This is a genomic window from Herbaspirillum sp. (assembly GCF_017744395.1).
Taxonomy (GTDB): domain Bacteria; phylum Pseudomonadota; class Gammaproteobacteria; order Burkholderiales; family Burkholderiaceae_D; genus Herbaspirillum.
The window spans coordinates 208,240-224,536 of sequence record NZ_JAGIBI010000004.1 but is presented as its reverse complement, the minus strand read 5'-3'; the positions used below and the strand labels follow the sequence as shown (position 1 = coordinate 224,536).

Genomic DNA, 16,297 nt, shown 5'->3' with positions numbered 1-16,297 from the left:
CTTTGCAAGCAAGGGGCGCAGCGGCTACAATAGCCGCCTTGTTGCCCCCGTAGCTCAGTGGATAGAGCGATCCCCTCCTAAGGGATAGGTCACACGTTCGATCCGTGTCGGGGGCGCCAGCATAAAAAAAGCGCAGAAGATGTCTTCTGCGCTTTTTTCTTTTGCGTTCCGCTTCAGTGCCCCTGGTAGAGCTTGTCGTCGAACTTGTTCGCAGGCGCCTGTTGCTGCGTCCCCGGCGCGTTGGGAGCGGGCTGCGAGCCGGAGGCCGGCGCCTGGCCCGGCGTCCAGCCGAAGAAGTTGGAAATCGCATCGACCACCGTCACGCCGACGTTGGTGACCAGGCCGTTGCCGGGCGTGAAGTTGTCGTAATACGGTTCGCCGTCGATGAAGCGGATGCCCTCCGGCACCGGCTGGTCGAATTGCGGCACGCCCTTCAGGGCTTTGCCCATGTAGTCGACCCAGATCGGCAGGGCAAGCTGTGCGCCGAATTCCATGCCGCCCAGGCTCTTGGGCTGGTCGTACCCCATCCAGACCACGGTCGCCAGCGAACGCTGGTAACCGGCGAACCAGCCATCGACGGCGTCGTTGGTGGTGCCGGTCTTGCCGGCCAGGTCGGTGCGGCCGAGGCTGTTGCTGCGCGCGCCGGTGCCGCGCTGGGCCACCGACTTGAGCAGGCTGGTCATCATGTAGCTGTTGCGTTCGGCCACCACCCGCGGCGCGCCGTCGCCGACGACCAGCGGTTCGGCCTTGGACAGGACCTTGCCGCGGGCGTCGGTGATCTGCGCGATCAGGTAGGGCTGGATCCGGTAGCCGCCGTTGGCGAACACCGAGTAGGCGGACGCCAGCTGCAGCGGATTGGTCTGGCCGGCGCCCAGCGCCAGCGGCAGGTAGGGCGGCACCTTGTCGGGATCGAAGCCGTAGGTGGCGGTGATGAAGTCCTTGGCGTAGGGCACGCCGATGTAGTCGAGCGTGCGGATGGCCACCAGGTTGACCGACTTCTGCAGCGCGGTGCGCATGCTGATCGGGCCGGCCGGCGGGTCGTCGTCACGGGGTTCCCAGTTCGGCTGGCCGGGACCGGCCGGGTAGGAAACCGGCGCGTCGTTGATGATGGAGGCCGGGGCCAGGCCCTTTTCCAGCGCCGCCGAATAGATGAAGGGCTTGAACGTGGAACCCGGCTGGCGCCAGGCCTGGGTGACGTGGTTGAAGTTGTTCTGGGTGAAGTCGAAGCCGCCCACCAGCGCGCGGATCGAGCCGTCCTGCGGCACCACCGATACCAGTGCCGCCTCCACTTGCGGCAGCTGCACGATCTGCCAGCCCTGCTTGGCATCCTGCATCACGCGGATCAGCGAACCCGGCTGGATGCGGACTTCCTTCTTGGCCTTGTCGGACAGCGCGTTGGCGACGAAGCGCAGGGCTTCGCCCTTGATGCTGATCTTGTCGCCCGAGCGCAGCACGGCGTCGACCTGCTTGGGATTGGCGGCCACCACCACGGCGGCCAGGATGTCGTCGTTGTCGGGATGGTCGTCCATCACATCGTCGATGGCGGCGGCGCGGTCATCCGCGTTGGCGGGCAATTCCACCGTCTCTTCCGGGCCGCGGTAGCCGTGGCGGCGGTCGTAGTCCATGACGCCCTTGCGCACGGCCAGGTAGGCGGCCTGCTGGTCGGCGGCATTGATGGTGGTGTAGACGTTGAAGCCCTGGGTGTAGGTGTCTTCCTTGTATTGCGCATACACCATCTGGCGCACCATCTCGTTGACGTATTCGGCATGGACGTTGTACTGGCTGCCCGGCGCGCGCACCTTCAGTTCTTCCTTGGCGGCCGCGTCGTATTGCGCCTGGGTGATGAAGCCCACGTCCAGCATGCGCTGCAGGATGTATTGCTGGCGGATATGCGCGCGCTTGGGATTGACGATGGGGTTGTAGGCCGAGGGCGCCTTGGGCAGGCCGGCCAGCATCGCGGCTTCGGCCAGCGTGATGTCCTTGAGGTCCTTGCCGAAATAGGTGCGCGCGGCGGCGGCGAAGCCGAAGGCGCGCTGGCCCAGGTAGATCTGGTTCATGTAGACCTCGAGGATCTGGTCCTTGGTCAGCGCGGATTCGATCTTGTTGGCCAGCAGGACTTCATAGAGCTTGCGCGTGATGGTCTTTTCCTTGGTCAGGAACACGTTGCGCGCCACCTGCATGGTGATGGTGCTGGCGCCCTGGGAGGCGTGGCCGCGCAGCACGTCGGCGGCCAGCGCGCGCACGATGCCGATGTAGTCGATGCCGCCATGCTGGTAGAAGCGGTAGTCCTCGATGGCCAGCACGGCGTTCTTCATGTCGGCCGGGATGTCGTCCAGCTTGACCAGGCTGCGCTTTTCCTCGCCGAACTCGCCCAGCAATACCTTGTCTTCGGAATAGATGCGCAACGGCACCTTGGGCCGGTAGTCGGTGATCAGGTCCAGCGAAGGCAGGCGCGGATTGATGAAGATCAGCGCGTAGACCACCAGCAGCGCGCCGGCGATGCCCAGTCCGAGGATGGACAATCCGATGAATTTGGCGATGTTGGGATTGAGGAAGCCGCGTTGACGGCGCAGCGGGGCCGGGGCGTTGGAAAGAGGCATGGGGTAAGCGGGAATCTGAATGCGCTATCTTACCGCATCAGGCCTGCCGGCCCGGTACAGCGGGGCCGGTAATGCTTAACAGGATGTAAAAAATGTATCGGGAAGGCGATTTGTATTTGCTTCCTGGCAAGCATTTCGACAAACCGGCGATGCGGAGCCGCATTTCCCCGCCGCAGTCGGTACAATGCCGCTCTTTACGCACATTCCGGCGCGGCGCAGCGAGCCGCGGCATATTTTCCTATGGCAGTCATTTCCCTTAGCGATGCGCAACTGGCCTTCGGTCACGTGGCGCTCCTCGACCATGCAGAATTCTCGCTGGAGACCGGCGAACGCATCGGCCTGATCGGCCGCAACGGCACCGGCAAGTCGTCGCTGCTGAAGATCATCGCCGGCCGCTCCAAACTGGACGACGGCCTCCTGGTGATGCAGCAGGGCCTGAAGATCGCCTATGTCGACCAGGAGCCGCATTTCCCGTCCGAGATGACGGTGTTCGACGCCGTCGCCTCCGGCCTGGGCGAATTGCCCGCGCTGCTGGCCGAGTATGAGGCGATCACCGGCCAGTTCGGCGGCGACAACGATGATGCCCTGCTGGAGCGCATGCACCAGATCCAGACCGTGCTGGATGCGGCCGACGCCTGGTCCATCGGCAACAAGGTCGAGACCACGCTGGACAAGCTGAACCTGAACCGCGACGCCAGGATCGGCGAGCTTTCCGGCGGCATGAAAAAGCGCGTGGCGTTGGCCTGCGGGCTGGTCGGCAATCCCGACGTGCTGCTGCTGGACGAGCCGACCAACCACCTCGACTTCGGCTCCATCCTGTGGCTGGAAGGGCTGCTGCGCGACTTCAAGGGCAGCATCCTGTTCATCACCCACGACCGCTCCTTCCTCGACAACGTCTCGACCCGCATCATCGAACTGGACCGCGGCAAGATCCTGTCCTTCCCCGGCAACTTCAGCACCTACCAGGCGCGCAAGGCCGAACTGCTGGCCAACGAGGAAGTGGAGAACGCAAAGTTCGATAAATTCCTGGCGCAGGAAGAAGTCTGGATCCGCAAGGGCGTGCAGGCGCGCCGCACCCGTGACGAAGGCCGCGTGCGTCGCCTGGAAGCGCTGCGCGTGCAGCGCAGCGAGCGCCGCGACCGGCAGGGCCAGGTCAAGCTGGAAGTCGGTACCGGCGAACGTTCGGGCAAGATCGTGGCGGAGCTGGAAAACGTCAGCAAGAGCTACGGCCCCAAGACCATCGTGCGCGATTTCTCGTCCATCCTGATGCGCGGCGACAAGGTCGGCCTGATCGGCCAGAACGGCGCCGGCAAGACCACGCTGTTGAAACTGATCTTGGGCGAGGAGGCGCCCGACAGCGGCACCGTCAAGCAGGGCACCAAGATGCAGGTGGCGTACTTCGACCAGATGCGTGCCCAGCTCAATGAGGAAACCAGCCTGGCCGATACCATCGCGCCCGGCAGCGACTGGGTCGAGATCAACGGCCAGCGCAAGCACGTGATGACCTATCTCAGCGATTTCCTGTTCGCGCCCGAGCGCGCGCGTTCGCCGGTGCGCACGCTGTCCGGGGGCGAACGCAATCGCCTGCTGCTGGCGCGCCTGTTCGCCAAGCCGGCCAACGTGCTGGTGCTGGACGAACCGACCAACGACCTGGACATCGACACGCTGGAGCTGCTGGAAGAACTGCTGGAAGACTACGAAGGCACCGTGTTCCTGGTCAGCCACGACCGCATGTTCCTCGACAACGTGGTGACCCAGGTGATCGCCGCCGAAGGCAATGGCGTCTGGCGCGAATATGTCGGCGGCTATACCGACTGGGAGCGCGTGCGCGCCACTGCCCCTGCTGCATCGGCCAAGCCGGCCGCGAAGGCGGAGAAGAACGAGGTCAAGGCCGAGTCGACCATGGCCGCGCCGGCGCCTGCAGTGCCTGCGCAGCCGAAGAAGAAGCTGAGCTACAAGGAACAGCGCGAACTGGAGGAACTGCCCAAGCGCATCGCCGAGCTGGAAGCGGAGCAGAAGTCCATTTCGGAAAAGCTGGCCGATCCCGAGCTTTACAAGGGCAATGCGGACGAGGTGGTGAAACTGAACGAGCGCTTCGCCGAGATCGACGAGGAATTGCTGACCAGCCTGGAGCGTTGGGAAGAGATCGACGCGCGCAAGTAGCAAGTAATGCGGCGGTACGGTAGCGGAGGGAACTGGGCCGTCGTTCCTGCTGAGGCAGGAACGGCGGCTTTTTCATTTTCTCAGTTGGGCTTACGCAGCGCGTCGCGCAGGTCGGGCAGCATCTCGCGCAGGTTTTGCGCATCCTCGGCATGCGGGCGCAGCGCCAGGTAGGCTTCCAGGTCTTCCAGCGCGGCCTGGGGCTGACCCAGGTTGGCGCGCGCCAGTCCGCGGTCGCGCTTCTCGGTGATTTCCTCGGGTAGCAGCACCACCAGCCGCTCCTGTACATCCAGCACCTGTTGCCAGCGCTGGCTTTCCATGAAGATGGCCTTGAGGTTGCGCAGCATGCGCGCCAGGATTTCGCGCGGATGGGCGGCGCGCAGGTAGGCGCCCAGCGGCAGTTCGTCGCCGAAGTCGTGTTCCTGCTGGCGTTCCAGGTAGGGTTCCAGGCGCTCTTCCAGTTCCTCGCGCGACAGGCTGGAGCCGTTCATCGGGTCCAGCACGATCTCGCCCGACTGCACCGACAGCTTCATCAGGAAATGGCCGGGGAACGAGACGCCCTTCATGTCCAGGCCGACCTGCTGCGCCAGCTCGATGTACACCACTGCCAGCGAGATCGGAATGCCGCGCCGGGTCGCGATGACGCGGTGGATATAGCTGTTGTCGGGGTCGTAATAGTTGTTGACGTTGCCGGCGAAGGCCATTTCCTGGAAGAAGAAATGGTTGAGCATGCGCAGCTTCTGGATCTGCGAGGCATCCGACGGCAGCCGCTGCCGCAGTTTCTGGGCCAGCATGTCGAGCTCGACTTCCTGCTCGGCGAAGTCCATTTCGGGATAAAAGTCCTGACCCAGCGTCAAGGCGGATTCGAACAGCGGGATCGAATCATCCTGGCGCACCAGCGAAGCGAAATATTCGAGGGAGGTGAGCGTCATGACATCCATCCTATCAAAATATTTTGGCTGGCGTCACGCCCGACAGCGCGGCATGAAAAATACTTGTTGTTTCGGGCAAGCCATATTGGCATGCAAGGCCGCTGAGGTTTATCCTCTTCCTTCTCAACGCCGGGCGATGCGCTTGAATTCGCGCAGCCTGAACCCCATCGCGAACATCGGGCCGAAGTAGGCCAGCCCGCACACCGCCATCACCAGCAGCAGCGCGCCGATGCGCGCCAGCGGATGCGCGCGCAGGGCGATCCAGTCGAATTGTCCGGCGATCCACAACGACACGCCCGCCAGCACCAGCAGCGCGCCGGCCAGCCGCGCCAGGAAGATTCCCCAGCCGGGACGCGGCGTATAGATCTTGCGGCGGCGCAATCCCAGAAACAGGAAGGCCGCGTTCAGGCAGGCGCCCAGGCCGATCGACAGGGCCAGGCCGGCATGCGCGAACATCGGCACGAAAATGCTGTTCATCAACTGGGTGGCGATCAGCACGCCGACGGCGATCATGACCGGGGTGCGGATGTCTTGTTTGGCATAAAAACCGGGAGCCAGGATCTTGACCGTGATCAGGCCGATCAGGCCGACGCCGTAGGCGACCAGCGCGTGGCCGGTCATGGTCACCGACAGGTTGTCGAATTTTCCATAGTGGAACAGCGTGGCCGTCAGCGGTTCCGACAAGGTGGCCAGCCCCACCGCCGCCGGCATGGCCAGCATGAAGGTCAGGCGCAGGCCCCAGTCGAGCAGGGCCGAGTATTCATCCATGTCGTCGGCGGCGTGGGCGTTGGACAGGCTGGGCAGCAGGATGGTCCCCAGCGCCACGCCCAGCAGCGCGGTCGGGAATTCCATCAGGCGGTCGGCGTAGGAAAGCCAGGACACGCTGCCGTGCTCCAGGCGCGAGGCGATGTTGGTGTTGATCATCAGGCTGATCTGGGCGGCCGAGACGGCGAACACGGCGGGGCCCATTTTCTTGAGCACGCGCTTCACGCCGGCGTCGGAGAGGCCGATCATCGGGTTCCAGTACAGGCGCGGCAGCATGCCGATCTTCACCAGCGCCGGCACCTGGATCGCCACCTGCAGGATGCCGCCCACCAGCACGGCGAAGGCCATGGCGTAGATCGGCTGCTGCATGAACGGCGCCACGAACAGCGAGGCGACGATGAAGGCCAGGTTCAGCAGCACCGAGGTGAAGGCCGGGATCTTGAATTCCTTCCAGGTATTGAGGATGCCGCCGGCCAGCGCCACGAAGGCCATGAAGCCGATGTAGGGGAACATGATGCGGGTCATCGCCACCGAGGCGTCGAACGCGTCCGGGTTGTATTGCAGGCCGGTGGCGATGAAGTAGACCACGAAGGGGCTGGCCACGATGCCGGCCACGCAGGTCGCCAGCATCACCCACATCAGCACGGTGGCGACGTGGTCGACCAGGTGCTTGGTCTGTTCCTCGCCGCGCTGGTTCTTGTACTCGGCGAGGATGGGGACGAAGGCCTGCGAGAAGGCGCCTTCGGCGAACAGGCGGCGCAGCAGGTTGGGGATGCGGAAGGCGATGTTGAACGCGTCGGTATAGGCGGAGGCGCCGAAAGCGCGGGCAAACAGGATTTCCCTGGCCAGTCCGGTGATGCGGGAGAGCATCGTCATGCCGGAGATGGTCGCGAGCGTTTTATGCAAGTTCATGGTGCGGCATTATAGCGGCGCGGAGAAGCGTTCCGGCCGGGTAAGCTGAAGAATGGACGGTGGCGGTAGAGTGCCGTGGGGGCGGGCGGGTTCTATGCCTGGATGAAATTTCTTTCTTGCAATATTTGCGCGGCGATTTTGGCCTGAATGCAACGGAGCGGGGCGGATTCTTTGCCGTTCGGACAGGGGATTTGCTCAAACCGGGGAAAATGGTTATAATCCAACGCTTTACAGAATTTGGCTTCGCGAGTCCTCGGGTTTGCGGCGCATACACGATACTCGATTTAGGATAATTTCATGGCAAATACCGCACAGGCACGCAAGCGTGCACGTCAGGCAGTTAAGCAAAACGCTCACAACTCGAGCCAGCGTTCGACCCTGCGCACCGCAATCAAGGCTGTTCGCAAGGCAATCGCCGGTGGCGACAAGGCCGCTGCAACCAGCGTGTTCCAGGCTTCGGTGTCGACCATCGACAGCATCGCCGACAAGAAGATCATCCACAAGAACAAGGCTGCTCGCCACAAGAGCCGCCTGGCTGCTGCCCTGAAGGCCCTGGCTGCTTAATTCGCCGGTCTTTGGCTGAACCGGCCGGCTCGTCCGGTAAGCGGTTCGGTTGCAGTAAAACAAAAACCCGTCTTTTCAGGCGGGTTTTTGCATTTGTATCGCGCGTGCGGCGGCACTGCAAGCCGGGGTGTTGCCCCCGGCTTTCTCCTGTTTATTTGGGCAAGCCTTCGATTCTGGTGCCTGGCTTGATGTTCTTCTGCTTGAACCAGCCCTTGTTCATTTCCAGCGCATAGACGGCGCCGCGCTTGGCGCAATGCGAATCCAGGGTCTGCGCCTTCATTTCCTCGATGTTGATGATCTCGCCTTTTTCATCCATGAAGGCGACCGACAGCGGGATCAGCGTGTTTTTCATCCACATGCAAACGCCTGCCGGCGCGCCGAACAGGAACAGCATGCCTTCGTTATCCCCCATTTTTTCGCGGAACATCAGCCCTTGCTCGCGCTCGGCCTCGGTCTGGGCGACTTCGGCCTTGATCAGGTGGATGCCGATGTTGAGCTGGGTGGTCGGGAAGCGGCGGACTTGCGGGGTCTGGGCGCTGGCGTCGGCAAGGCAGAGCGTCGCCAGCAGAGCGGCGGCGATGCCGCCGCGCAGGCGGAGGCGATTGGGTTGGCGCATGGTCGGTATGGGAATTCGGTCGATCAGAAGGAAGTTTGAATCTGCCGGATTATAGCGGCTTGCCATCGTTGCGCCCTGGCGCAAGCGGGAAATGCCGGAGCAATCGTGCGGGCATGAAAAAAGGCAGGACTAGCCTGCCTTTTGAATTGCGCGACGCAGGACGCTAATTACTTAGCTTCAGCAGCGGCGGCAGCCTTCTTTGCCTTCTTGGCTTTCTTTGCCTTCTTGGCCTTCTTTGCCTTCGGAGCAGCAGCTTCAGCCTTCGGGGCTTCCGGAGCGGCCGGAGCTTGTGCGAAAGCAGCAGTTGCGAACAGACCAGCGATCAGAGCGGCGATCAATTTTTTCATTTTCCGTCCTTCAATTCAACATGTTAGGGATGTAAGGCAAACGATGATTCGTGCGAATCACTGACAATAACGGCAGCAAACAACAGAGGTTGACAACCTTTTTGATCTTTTTTTGATGATTGCTGGAAATACAGGGAATTATTGATGTCGTTTTGTTAATTTCTGTCGCGTATCGCAGCTCAACGCTCCAGTTCCAGCGGATCCACTTCCCGCCACTCTCCCGGCAACAGCGGATGGGTCGCCAGCGAAAACGGGCCGATGGCGATGCGCACCAGGCGCAACGTCGGCAGGCCGACCGCGGCCGTCATGCGCCGCACCTGGCGGTTCTTGCCTTCGCTGATGGTGAGCGCGATCCAGCTGGTCGGCTGGTTCTTGCGCTCGCGGATCGGTGGATTGCGCGGCCATAGCCAGCCCGGTTCCTGGATCAGCCGGGCTTCGCTTTTCTGCGTCACGAAGTCGCCCAGGTCGAGCGGATCGCGCAGGCGCTGCAGCATCTCCCGGGAGGCGCTGCCTTCGACTTGCGCCAGGTAGGTCTTGGGCTGCTTGCGGCGCGGGTTGCTGATTTCGTGCTGGAGCTTGCCGTCGTCAGTGAGCAGCAGCAAACCTTCGCTGTCGGCATCGAGGCGGCCGGCGGGGTAGACGTTCGGGATCTGGAGATAGTCGGCCAGCGTTTCGCGCTCCGGATGGGCGGAGAACTGGCTCATGACCTGGAAGGGCTTGTTGAATAAGATAAGAGGCATGCGCTAGTGTCGCAAAATCATGGGATTCCGTAAAATCCTGATGCATAATCGAGGGCATATCTTATGTCTTATAGAGGACATAGCGTCTGAGCATTCACCGACCTGCTTTCGCGAAATCTCTTAAAATCCCCCGCTTGTTCTGCTTCAACGCCGGAGACCACGATGTCGTACCAACATATCCAAGTGCCTGCCGAGGGCCGGAAGATCACCGCCAATGCCGATTTCACCCTGAACGTCCCGAACAACCCGATCATTCCCTATATCGAAGGCGACGGCATCGGCGTGGATGTGACGCCGGTGATGCTCAAGGTGGTCAATGCCGCAGTGGAAAAGGCGTATGGCGGCGAGCGCAAGATCCACTGGATGGAAATCTACGCCGGCGAAAAGGCGACCAAGGTCTACGGCCCTGATGTCTGGATGCCGGATGAGACGCTGGAAGCGGTCAAGGATTACCTGGTCTCGATCAAGGGGCCGCTGACCACGCCGGTCGGCGGCGGCATCCGCTCGCTCAACGTCACGCTGCGCCAGCATCTGGACTTGTACGTCTGCCTGCGCCCGGTGCGTTACTTCAAGGGTGTGCCGTCGCCGCTGCGTGAGCCGGAGAAGACCGACATGGTCGTGTTCCGCGAAAACTCAGAAGACATCTATGCCGGCATCGAATGGCAGAGCGGCTCGGCCGAGGTCAAGAAGGTGATCGATTTCCTGATGACGGAAATGGGCGTCAAGAAGCTGCGTTTCCCCGAGACCTCGGCGCTGGGCATCAAGCCGGTCTCGCGTGAAGGCACCGAGCGCCTGGTGCGTAAGGCGATCCAGTACGCCATCGACCACGACAAGCCCTCGGTGACCCTGGTCCACAAGGGCAACATCATGAAGTTCACCGAAGGCGCTTTCCGCGATTGGGGCTATGCGCTGGCAGCGCGGGAATTCGACGCGGAACTGATCGACGACGGCCCGTCGATGCGCCTGAAGAACCCCAGGACCGGTCGCTACATCGTGATCAAGGACGCGATCACCGATGCGTTCTTCCTGCAGGTGCTGATGCGTCCGACCGAATACAGCGTGATTGCGACACTGAACCTGAACGGCGACTACATTTCCGACGCCGTTGCGGCCCAGGTCGGCGGCATCGGCATCGCGCCGGGTGCCAACATGTCCGATTCGGTGGCGATGTTCGAGGCTACCCACGGCACGGCGCCCAAGTATGCCGGCAAGGACTACGTCAATCCGGGGTCGGTGATCCTGTCGGCGGAAATGATGTTGCGCCACATGGGCTGGACCGAAGCGGCGGACCTGATCATCGAGGCGATGCAGAAGTCGGTGTCGTCCAAGCGCGTGACTTACGATTTCGCGCGCCTGCTCGAAGGCGCGACCCAGGTGTCCTGCTCGGGCTTTGGCGAAGTGATGATCGAGAACATGTAACAGGGCTGGCCCCTGCGAGGCGTACGAAAGCCGGGCAATGCCCGGCTTTTTCGTTGGGGGCGGGGGATTGCCGAAGCAACGCGAGCGGAAATGAAAAAAGCTCCGCAATTTGCGGAGCTTTTCAGAAGCAGGCCGGGATTAAGCGGCTTGCTGGATGTTCGAAGCTTGCTTGCCCTTGGGGCCTTGCGTGACGTCAAACTGGACTTTCTGACCTTCTTTCAGGGTCTTGAAGCCGTTCATCTGGATTGCCGAGAAGTGAGCGAACAAATCCTCGCCGCCGTCATCCGGAGTGATGAAGCCAAAGCCTTTGGAATCGTTGAACCACTTGACAGTACCTGTTGCCATAAAAGCATTCTTTCAAATTTAAACTATCACACGAGCCGTCAAAGCAAGAAGCATCGCGCGTCACGCAGCCCCCCTTAAACCGTGCCCCCTTTACATCTCTCGAGCATTGAAAAGCAGTAACTACCGATCAATGAAATTCCATTGTTCTCGCTGGAAATCCAAAAGTCAAGCAGTTTTCAACTTAAAATTTGGCCCCCTGTTTTGCCGATGGCGACGGCAGCCCTTGATTTAGGATAAATCACCGTCATCTGCGCAGCATCGGGAAAACGCGTAATATCTATCCATCTGGATCTTACGTGTAATCATTGTGCGTTGCACAGCTTTTGATGGTCGAATAAACGCATGGCAACCAAGCACGAAAATGATGGCGGTACAGTCCTGGAACGGCAGGAATCGAAACTTAAGCCGCCCCCGATGTACCAAGTTCTGTTGTTGAACGATGACTATACGCCGATGGAATTCGTCGTCGCCGTCATCCAGCAGTACTTCAACAAGGACCGTGAAACTGCGACGCAGATCATGCTCAAGGTTCACCGCGATGGGAAGGGAATGTGTGGTGTGTATCCCAAAGATATCGCATCCACTAAAGTGGAACTCGTTTTAACCCACGCTCGAAAGGCAGGACATCCCCTGCAATGCGTGATGGAGGAAGCATGATTGCGCAGGAACTTGAAGTCAGTTTGCATATGGCCTTTGTCGAAGCCAGACAATCGCGTCATGAATTCATTACCGTGGAGCACCTGCTGCTCGCGCTGCTGGACAACCCGTCCGCGGCCGAAGTGCTGCGCGCCTGCTCGGTGAATATCGACGATTTGCGCAAAACGCTGACCAATTTCATTACCGACAATACCCCGACCGTGCCCGGCACCAACGAGGTGGACACCCAGCCCACGCTGGGCTTCCAGCGCGTCATCCAGCGCGCCATCATGCACGTGCAGTCGGCTTCCAACGGCAAGAAGGAAGTGACCGGCGCCAACGTGCTGGTGGCCATCTTCGGCGAGAAGGATTCGCACGCTGTTTACTACCTGCACCAGCAGGGCGTGACCCGCCTGGACGTGGTCAACTTCATCTCGCACGGCGTGCGCAAGGACCAGCAGGCCGATCCGCAGAAGGCGCCCGAAGGCGCCGAGGACGTGCAGGCCGAAGGCCAGCAGAAGGAAAGCCCGCTGGACCAGTTCACCCAGAACCTGAACAAGGCCGCCGCCGAGGGCAAGATCGACCCGCTGATCGGCCGCGAGTCCGAGGTCGAGCGCGTGATCCAGACCCTGTGCCGCCGCCGCAAGAACAATCCGCTGCTGGTCGGCGAAGCCGGCGTGGGCAAGACCGCCATCGCCGAAGGCCTGGCCTGGCGCGTGACTCAGGGCGACGTGCCGGAAATCCTGAAGAACGCCGTCGTGTATTCGCTCGACATGGGCGCGCTGCTGGCCGGCACCAAGTACCGCGGCGATTTCGAACAGCGCCTCAAGGCCGTGCTCAAGCAATTGAAGGACAGCCCCAACGGCATCCTGTTCATCGACGAGATCCACACCATCATCGGCGCCGGTTCCGCCTCGGGCGGCACGCTGGACGCGTCCAACCTGCTGAAGCCGGCGCTCTCCAGCGGCCAGCTGAAGTGCATCGGCGCGACCACCTACACCGAGTTCCGCGGCGTGTTCGAAAAGGACCACGCGTTGTCGCGCCGCTTCCAGAAGATCGACGTCAACGAGCCGACCGTCGAGCAGACCGTGCAGATCCTGCGTGGCCTGAAGTCTAAGTTCGAAGAGCACCACGGCGTGAAGTATTCCGCCTCGGCGCTGACCTCGGCGGCCGAACTGGCGGCCCGCTTCATCAATGACCGCCACCTGCCCGACAAGGCGATCGACGTCATCGACGAAGCCGGCGCGGCCCAGCGCATCCTGCCGAAGTCGAAGCAGAAGAAGACCATCGGCAAGCCCGAGATCGAGGAAATCATTTCCAAGATCGCGCGCATCCCGCCGCAATCGGTCAACCAGGACGACCGCGTCAAGCTGCAGACCATCGAGCGCGACCTGAAGAACGTCGTGTTCGGCCAGGATCCTGCCATCGAGGCCTTGTCGTCGGCCATCAAGATGGCGCGCGCCGGCCTGGGCAAGACCGACAAGCCGATCGGCTCCTTCCTGTTCTCCGGCCCGACCGGCGTGGGCAAGACCGAAGTGGCGAAGCAGCTGGCCTTCATCCTGGGCATCGAGCTGGTGCGTTTCGACATGTCCGAATACATGGAGCGCCATGCGGTCAGCCGCCTGATCGGCGCGCCGCCGGGCTATGTCGGTTTCGACCAGGGCGGCCTGCTGACCGAAGCCATCAACAAGAAGCCGCATGCGGTGCTGCTGCTGGACGAAATCGAAAAGGCGCATCCGGACATCTTCAACATCCTGCTGCAGGTGATGGACCATGGCACGCTGACCGACAACAACGGCCGCAAGACCGACTTCCGCAACGTGATCATCATCATGACCACCAATGCGGGCGCCGAGAGCTTGCAGCGGCGCACCATCGGCTTCACCGAGAAGAAGGAAGCCGGCGACGAGATGGCGGACATCAAGCGCATGTTCACCCCCGAGTTCCGCAACCGCCTGGATGCGATCATCAGCTTCCGCCCGCTGGACGAGGAAATCATCCTGCGCGTGGTCGACAAGTTCCTGATGCAGCTGGAAGAGCAGCTGCACGAGAAGAAGGTGGAAGCCGTCTTCTCCGAGAGCTTGCGCAAGTTCCTGGGCAAGAAGGGCTTCGATCCGCTGATGGGCGCGCGCCCGATGTCGCGCCTGATCCAGGACATGATCCGCAAGGCGCTGGCCGACGAACTGCTGTTCGGCAAGCTGGTCAACGGCGGCCGCGTGACCGTGGAGATGGACGACAAGGACCAGGTCAAGCTGGAGTTCCCGGAAGGAGACGACTCGGCGCCGCCCGAAGAACCGCAGGAAAAGCTGGAAGTCGAATAGGCTTCACTCACGCGCAGCAACGAAAAAGCCGGAACGATGTTCCGGCTTTTTCATTTGCGCTTGCCCGGCCTTCATGCCGGGCATGGAAAAAAGAACGGCGCGGGAGATATTCTCCCGCGCCGTTCTAACGTTCTAAGCTACCTGTGAACCGGTTCTCAGGGCATCAGCGGCTTGCCCGCTTCCTGCTTGGCCTTCACGATCTGGGTCACCTTGTCGATCATCGAGAGGCGGTAGGCCGTCGATGGGTGCAAGGCCGTGTAGCCGTTGGTCACGCTGGCCGGATACTGGTCCGACAGGCGCTTCCAGAAGGCCGGCACATTGTCGATGTTGTAGCCGGCGCGCGCCAGCAGGTAGAGCGAGAGCGTATCGGCCGCCGCATCGAGGTCCTGCGGATAGACGCGGATGCCGGCGGTGCCGGCCGTGGTGGTCGGGTCCGGATGCGGCAGCAGCAGGTTGTCGATCACTTCGGCGATGGTCGACACCATGCGCTGGCGGATCGCATGGCCGAGGATGTTGTGGGCCATGTCCTTGGCGATCAGGTAGGCCAGTTCATCGTCGTTCTGGGTGAATTTGAGCATACCGCGGGTAATCAGCACGCGGCGGCCGTCGGCATAGGTGTTGACGTTGTCGGCATTGCCCAGCTCGATGCTGAAGGCGCAGGCGAACGTCAGCGGCACATTGATGGCGCGTTGCTGGCCGTTGCGCTGCACGCCCAGGCTGATCGGCGCCTTCTTCACCACCAGCGGGGAGAGCAGCACGGCGGCCTGGCGTTCGGCGTCGGTGCCTTGCGGCATCGGCTTGCCGGCCAGCGCCACCAGCAGGTCGCCGCGCTGGATGCCGGCCTGTTCGGCGCCGCTGCCGGGCAGCACGCCGGTGACCTGCAGGCGGTCGTCATAGCCCAGGCTGCGCGCCGTGTCGGCATATTCGATCGGGAAGGAATACTTGTTCTTGGCGGTGAAGCCGAGCAGATTGCGCGCATTGCCGCGGCACAGTTGCGCGTTGCTGGTCAGCAGCGGCGCCGCTACGCGGTACAGCCGGTCCTGTTGCGCGATCAGCTCGCGCAGTTCCTTTTGCTGGCGGGTTTCCGCCGGCTTTGGCGCTTGCGTCGAGACCGATGCGGGGACGTTGCCGCCGGGCGCAGCCGGCGTTCCGGTTTCCTGTGTGGCGCAGGCGGCCAAGACGGCCAGCGGCGCCAGTGCCGCGAAATTCCTTATCTTCTGCCACGCGGGCAGGCAGGGTGCGAACATGCGGTTCTCCATCAGTGTTTGCCCGTGCTGCCGAAACCGCCTTCCCCGCGCTCCGTCTCCGTCGAGAACTTTTCCACGAAACTCAGGGCGACCTGCACAACCGGCTGGAACATCAGTTGCGCGATACGGTCGCCGGGCTGCACCACGTAGTCCTCGCTGCCGGAATTGGCCAGGATGACCGCGATCTCGCCGTGGTAGTCGGCATCGATCACCCCGATGCCCTGGGCCACATGCAGGCCATGCTTCAGGGACAGGCCGGAACGCGAGGCCACGATCGCCACCAGGGCCGGGTCCATCATGTTGATGGCCAGGCCGGTCTTGATCAACTCCCGGCCGCCGGCGCGGATTGTGACCGGGGCTTCGATGCATGCGCGCAAGTCCAGCGCGGCGGAACCATCGGTGGCATAAGAGGGAACAGGAATTTGTTCGCCAAGAAGGGGGCTGACGATACGGGCTTCAATTCGACGATGCATATTTCTATCGTGGTGGGGGGATGTAAAACGACAATAACGGCAATGTGTGCGCGGCAACTTATGGCGGACATCACCCGGACGGGCAATTCTAGCAATTTCCGTTTGCGAGTGGATTTTTCTTGCCGGCGATCCTTGTTCGAACGATCCAAACCGGCAGGATGGGCCCGCACCGTCCCAGGGTCAAGCGGAGTTTCATCATGTTACCGAAAGCGGGAAGCGT

Annotated in this window: 14 protein-coding genes and 1 tRNA gene; 6 read left to right on the top strand and 9 right to left on the bottom strand. The window is 61.9% G+C overall.

Translation table 11 applies throughout. The features are described from left to right. Window positions 1-43 precede the first annotated feature (43 nt). Window positions 44-119: transfer RNA gene (locus J7548_RS13505), tRNA-Arg, on the top strand. Between the two features lie 54 nt (window positions 120-173). Here J7548_RS13505 and J7548_RS13500 read toward each other — a convergent pair. Then, complete coding sequence (locus J7548_RS13500) at window positions 174-2,600, bottom strand: penicillin-binding protein 1A (protein WP_290975123.1); 2,427 nt, start codon at window positions 2,598-2,600, stop codon at window positions 174-176. Window positions 2,601-2,840: 240 nt separating this feature from the next. Here J7548_RS13500 and J7548_RS13495 point away from each other — a divergent pair, with 240 nt between their 5' ends. Further along, window positions 2,841-4,763 (top strand): ATP-binding cassette domain-containing protein, encoded by a 1,923-nt coding sequence (locus tag J7548_RS13495; protein WP_290975122.1) that lies wholly within the window; start codon window positions 2,841-2,843, stop codon window positions 4,761-4,763. Window positions 4,764-4,843: 80 nt separating this feature from the next. Here J7548_RS13495 and J7548_RS13490 read toward each other — a convergent pair whose 3' ends face one another. Then, window positions 4,844-5,692: a tetratricopeptide repeat protein gene (locus tag J7548_RS13490; protein ID WP_290975121.1), complete on the bottom strand. Its 849-nt coding sequence runs from the start codon at window positions 5,690-5,692 to the stop codon at window positions 4,844-4,846. A 123-nt stretch (window positions 5,693-5,815) separates the two neighbouring features. Continuing rightward, complete coding sequence (gene murJ / locus J7548_RS13485; RefSeq protein ID WP_290975120.1) at window positions 5,816-7,369, bottom strand: murein biosynthesis integral membrane protein MurJ; 1,554 nt, start codon at window positions 7,367-7,369, stop codon at window positions 5,816-5,818. A 297-nt stretch (window positions 7,370-7,666) separates the two neighbouring features. Here murJ and rpsT point away from each other — a divergent pair, with 297 nt between their 5' ends. Then, window positions 7,667-7,933: a 30S ribosomal protein S20 gene (gene rpsT, locus J7548_RS13480; protein ID WP_050468109.1), complete on the top strand. Its 267-nt coding sequence runs from the start codon at window positions 7,667-7,669 to the stop codon at window positions 7,931-7,933. A gap of 151 nt (window positions 7,934-8,084) precedes the next feature. Here the strand turns inward: rpsT and J7548_RS13475 are convergent, their stop codons facing one another. From J7548_RS13475 to J7548_RS13465, 3 genes are all read right to left on the bottom strand, one after another. Continuing rightward, window positions 8,085-8,549, bottom strand: a complete 465-nt coding sequence (locus J7548_RS13475; RefSeq protein WP_290975119.1) for a DUF192 domain-containing protein — start codon at window positions 8,547-8,549, stop codon at window positions 8,085-8,087. A gap of 167 nt (window positions 8,550-8,716) precedes the next feature. Next, window positions 8,717-8,896: a hypothetical protein gene (locus J7548_RS13470; protein ID WP_290975118.1), complete on the bottom strand. Its 180-nt coding sequence runs from the start codon at window positions 8,894-8,896 to the stop codon at window positions 8,717-8,719. A gap of 179 nt (window positions 8,897-9,075) precedes the next feature. Beyond that, complete coding sequence (locus tag J7548_RS13465) at window positions 9,076-9,636, bottom strand: pseudouridine synthase (protein WP_290975117.1); 561 nt, start codon at window positions 9,634-9,636, stop codon at window positions 9,076-9,078. Between the two features lie 162 nt (window positions 9,637-9,798). Between J7548_RS13465 and icd the strand changes: the two genes are divergently transcribed. After that, window positions 9,799-11,055 (top strand): NADP-dependent isocitrate dehydrogenase, encoded by a 1,257-nt coding sequence (icd, locus tag J7548_RS13460; protein WP_290975116.1) that lies wholly within the window; start codon window positions 9,799-9,801, stop codon window positions 11,053-11,055. Window positions 11,056-11,193: 138 nt separating this feature from the next. Here the strand turns inward: icd and J7548_RS13455 are convergent, their stop codons facing one another. Then, window positions 11,194-11,400, bottom strand: a complete 207-nt coding sequence (locus J7548_RS13455; RefSeq protein ID WP_290975115.1) for a cold-shock protein — start codon at window positions 11,398-11,400, stop codon at window positions 11,194-11,196. Between the two features lie 342 nt (window positions 11,401-11,742). On the opposite strand from J7548_RS13455, the gene clpS reads away from it, so the two are divergent. Both clpS and clpA read left to right on the top strand, forming a co-directional pair. Further along, entirely contained in the window at window positions 11,743-12,057 is a 315-nt protein-coding gene (gene clpS, locus J7548_RS13450) for an ATP-dependent Clp protease adapter ClpS (protein ID WP_013233417.1), read from the top strand. After that, on the top strand, window positions 12,054-14,357 hold the full coding sequence (gene clpA, locus J7548_RS13445) for an ATP-dependent Clp protease ATP-binding subunit ClpA (RefSeq protein ID WP_290975114.1): 2,304 nt from the start codon (window positions 12,054-12,056) through the stop codon (window positions 14,355-14,357). The genes clpS and clpA overlap by 4 nt, the downstream gene beginning before the upstream one ends. A gap of 155 nt (window positions 14,358-14,512) precedes the next feature. Here the strand turns inward: clpA and J7548_RS13440 are convergent, their stop codons facing one another. Both J7548_RS13440 and dut read right to left on the bottom strand, forming a co-directional pair. Then, entirely contained in the window at window positions 14,513-15,604 is a 1,092-nt protein-coding gene (locus tag J7548_RS13440) for a M48 family metallopeptidase (RefSeq protein WP_290975113.1), read from the bottom strand. Between the two features lie 11 nt (window positions 15,605-15,615). Then, complete coding sequence (gene dut / locus J7548_RS13435) at window positions 15,616-16,077, bottom strand: dUTP diphosphatase (protein WP_290975112.1); 462 nt, start codon at window positions 16,075-16,077, stop codon at window positions 15,616-15,618. Window positions 16,078-16,297 lie beyond the last annotated feature (220 nt).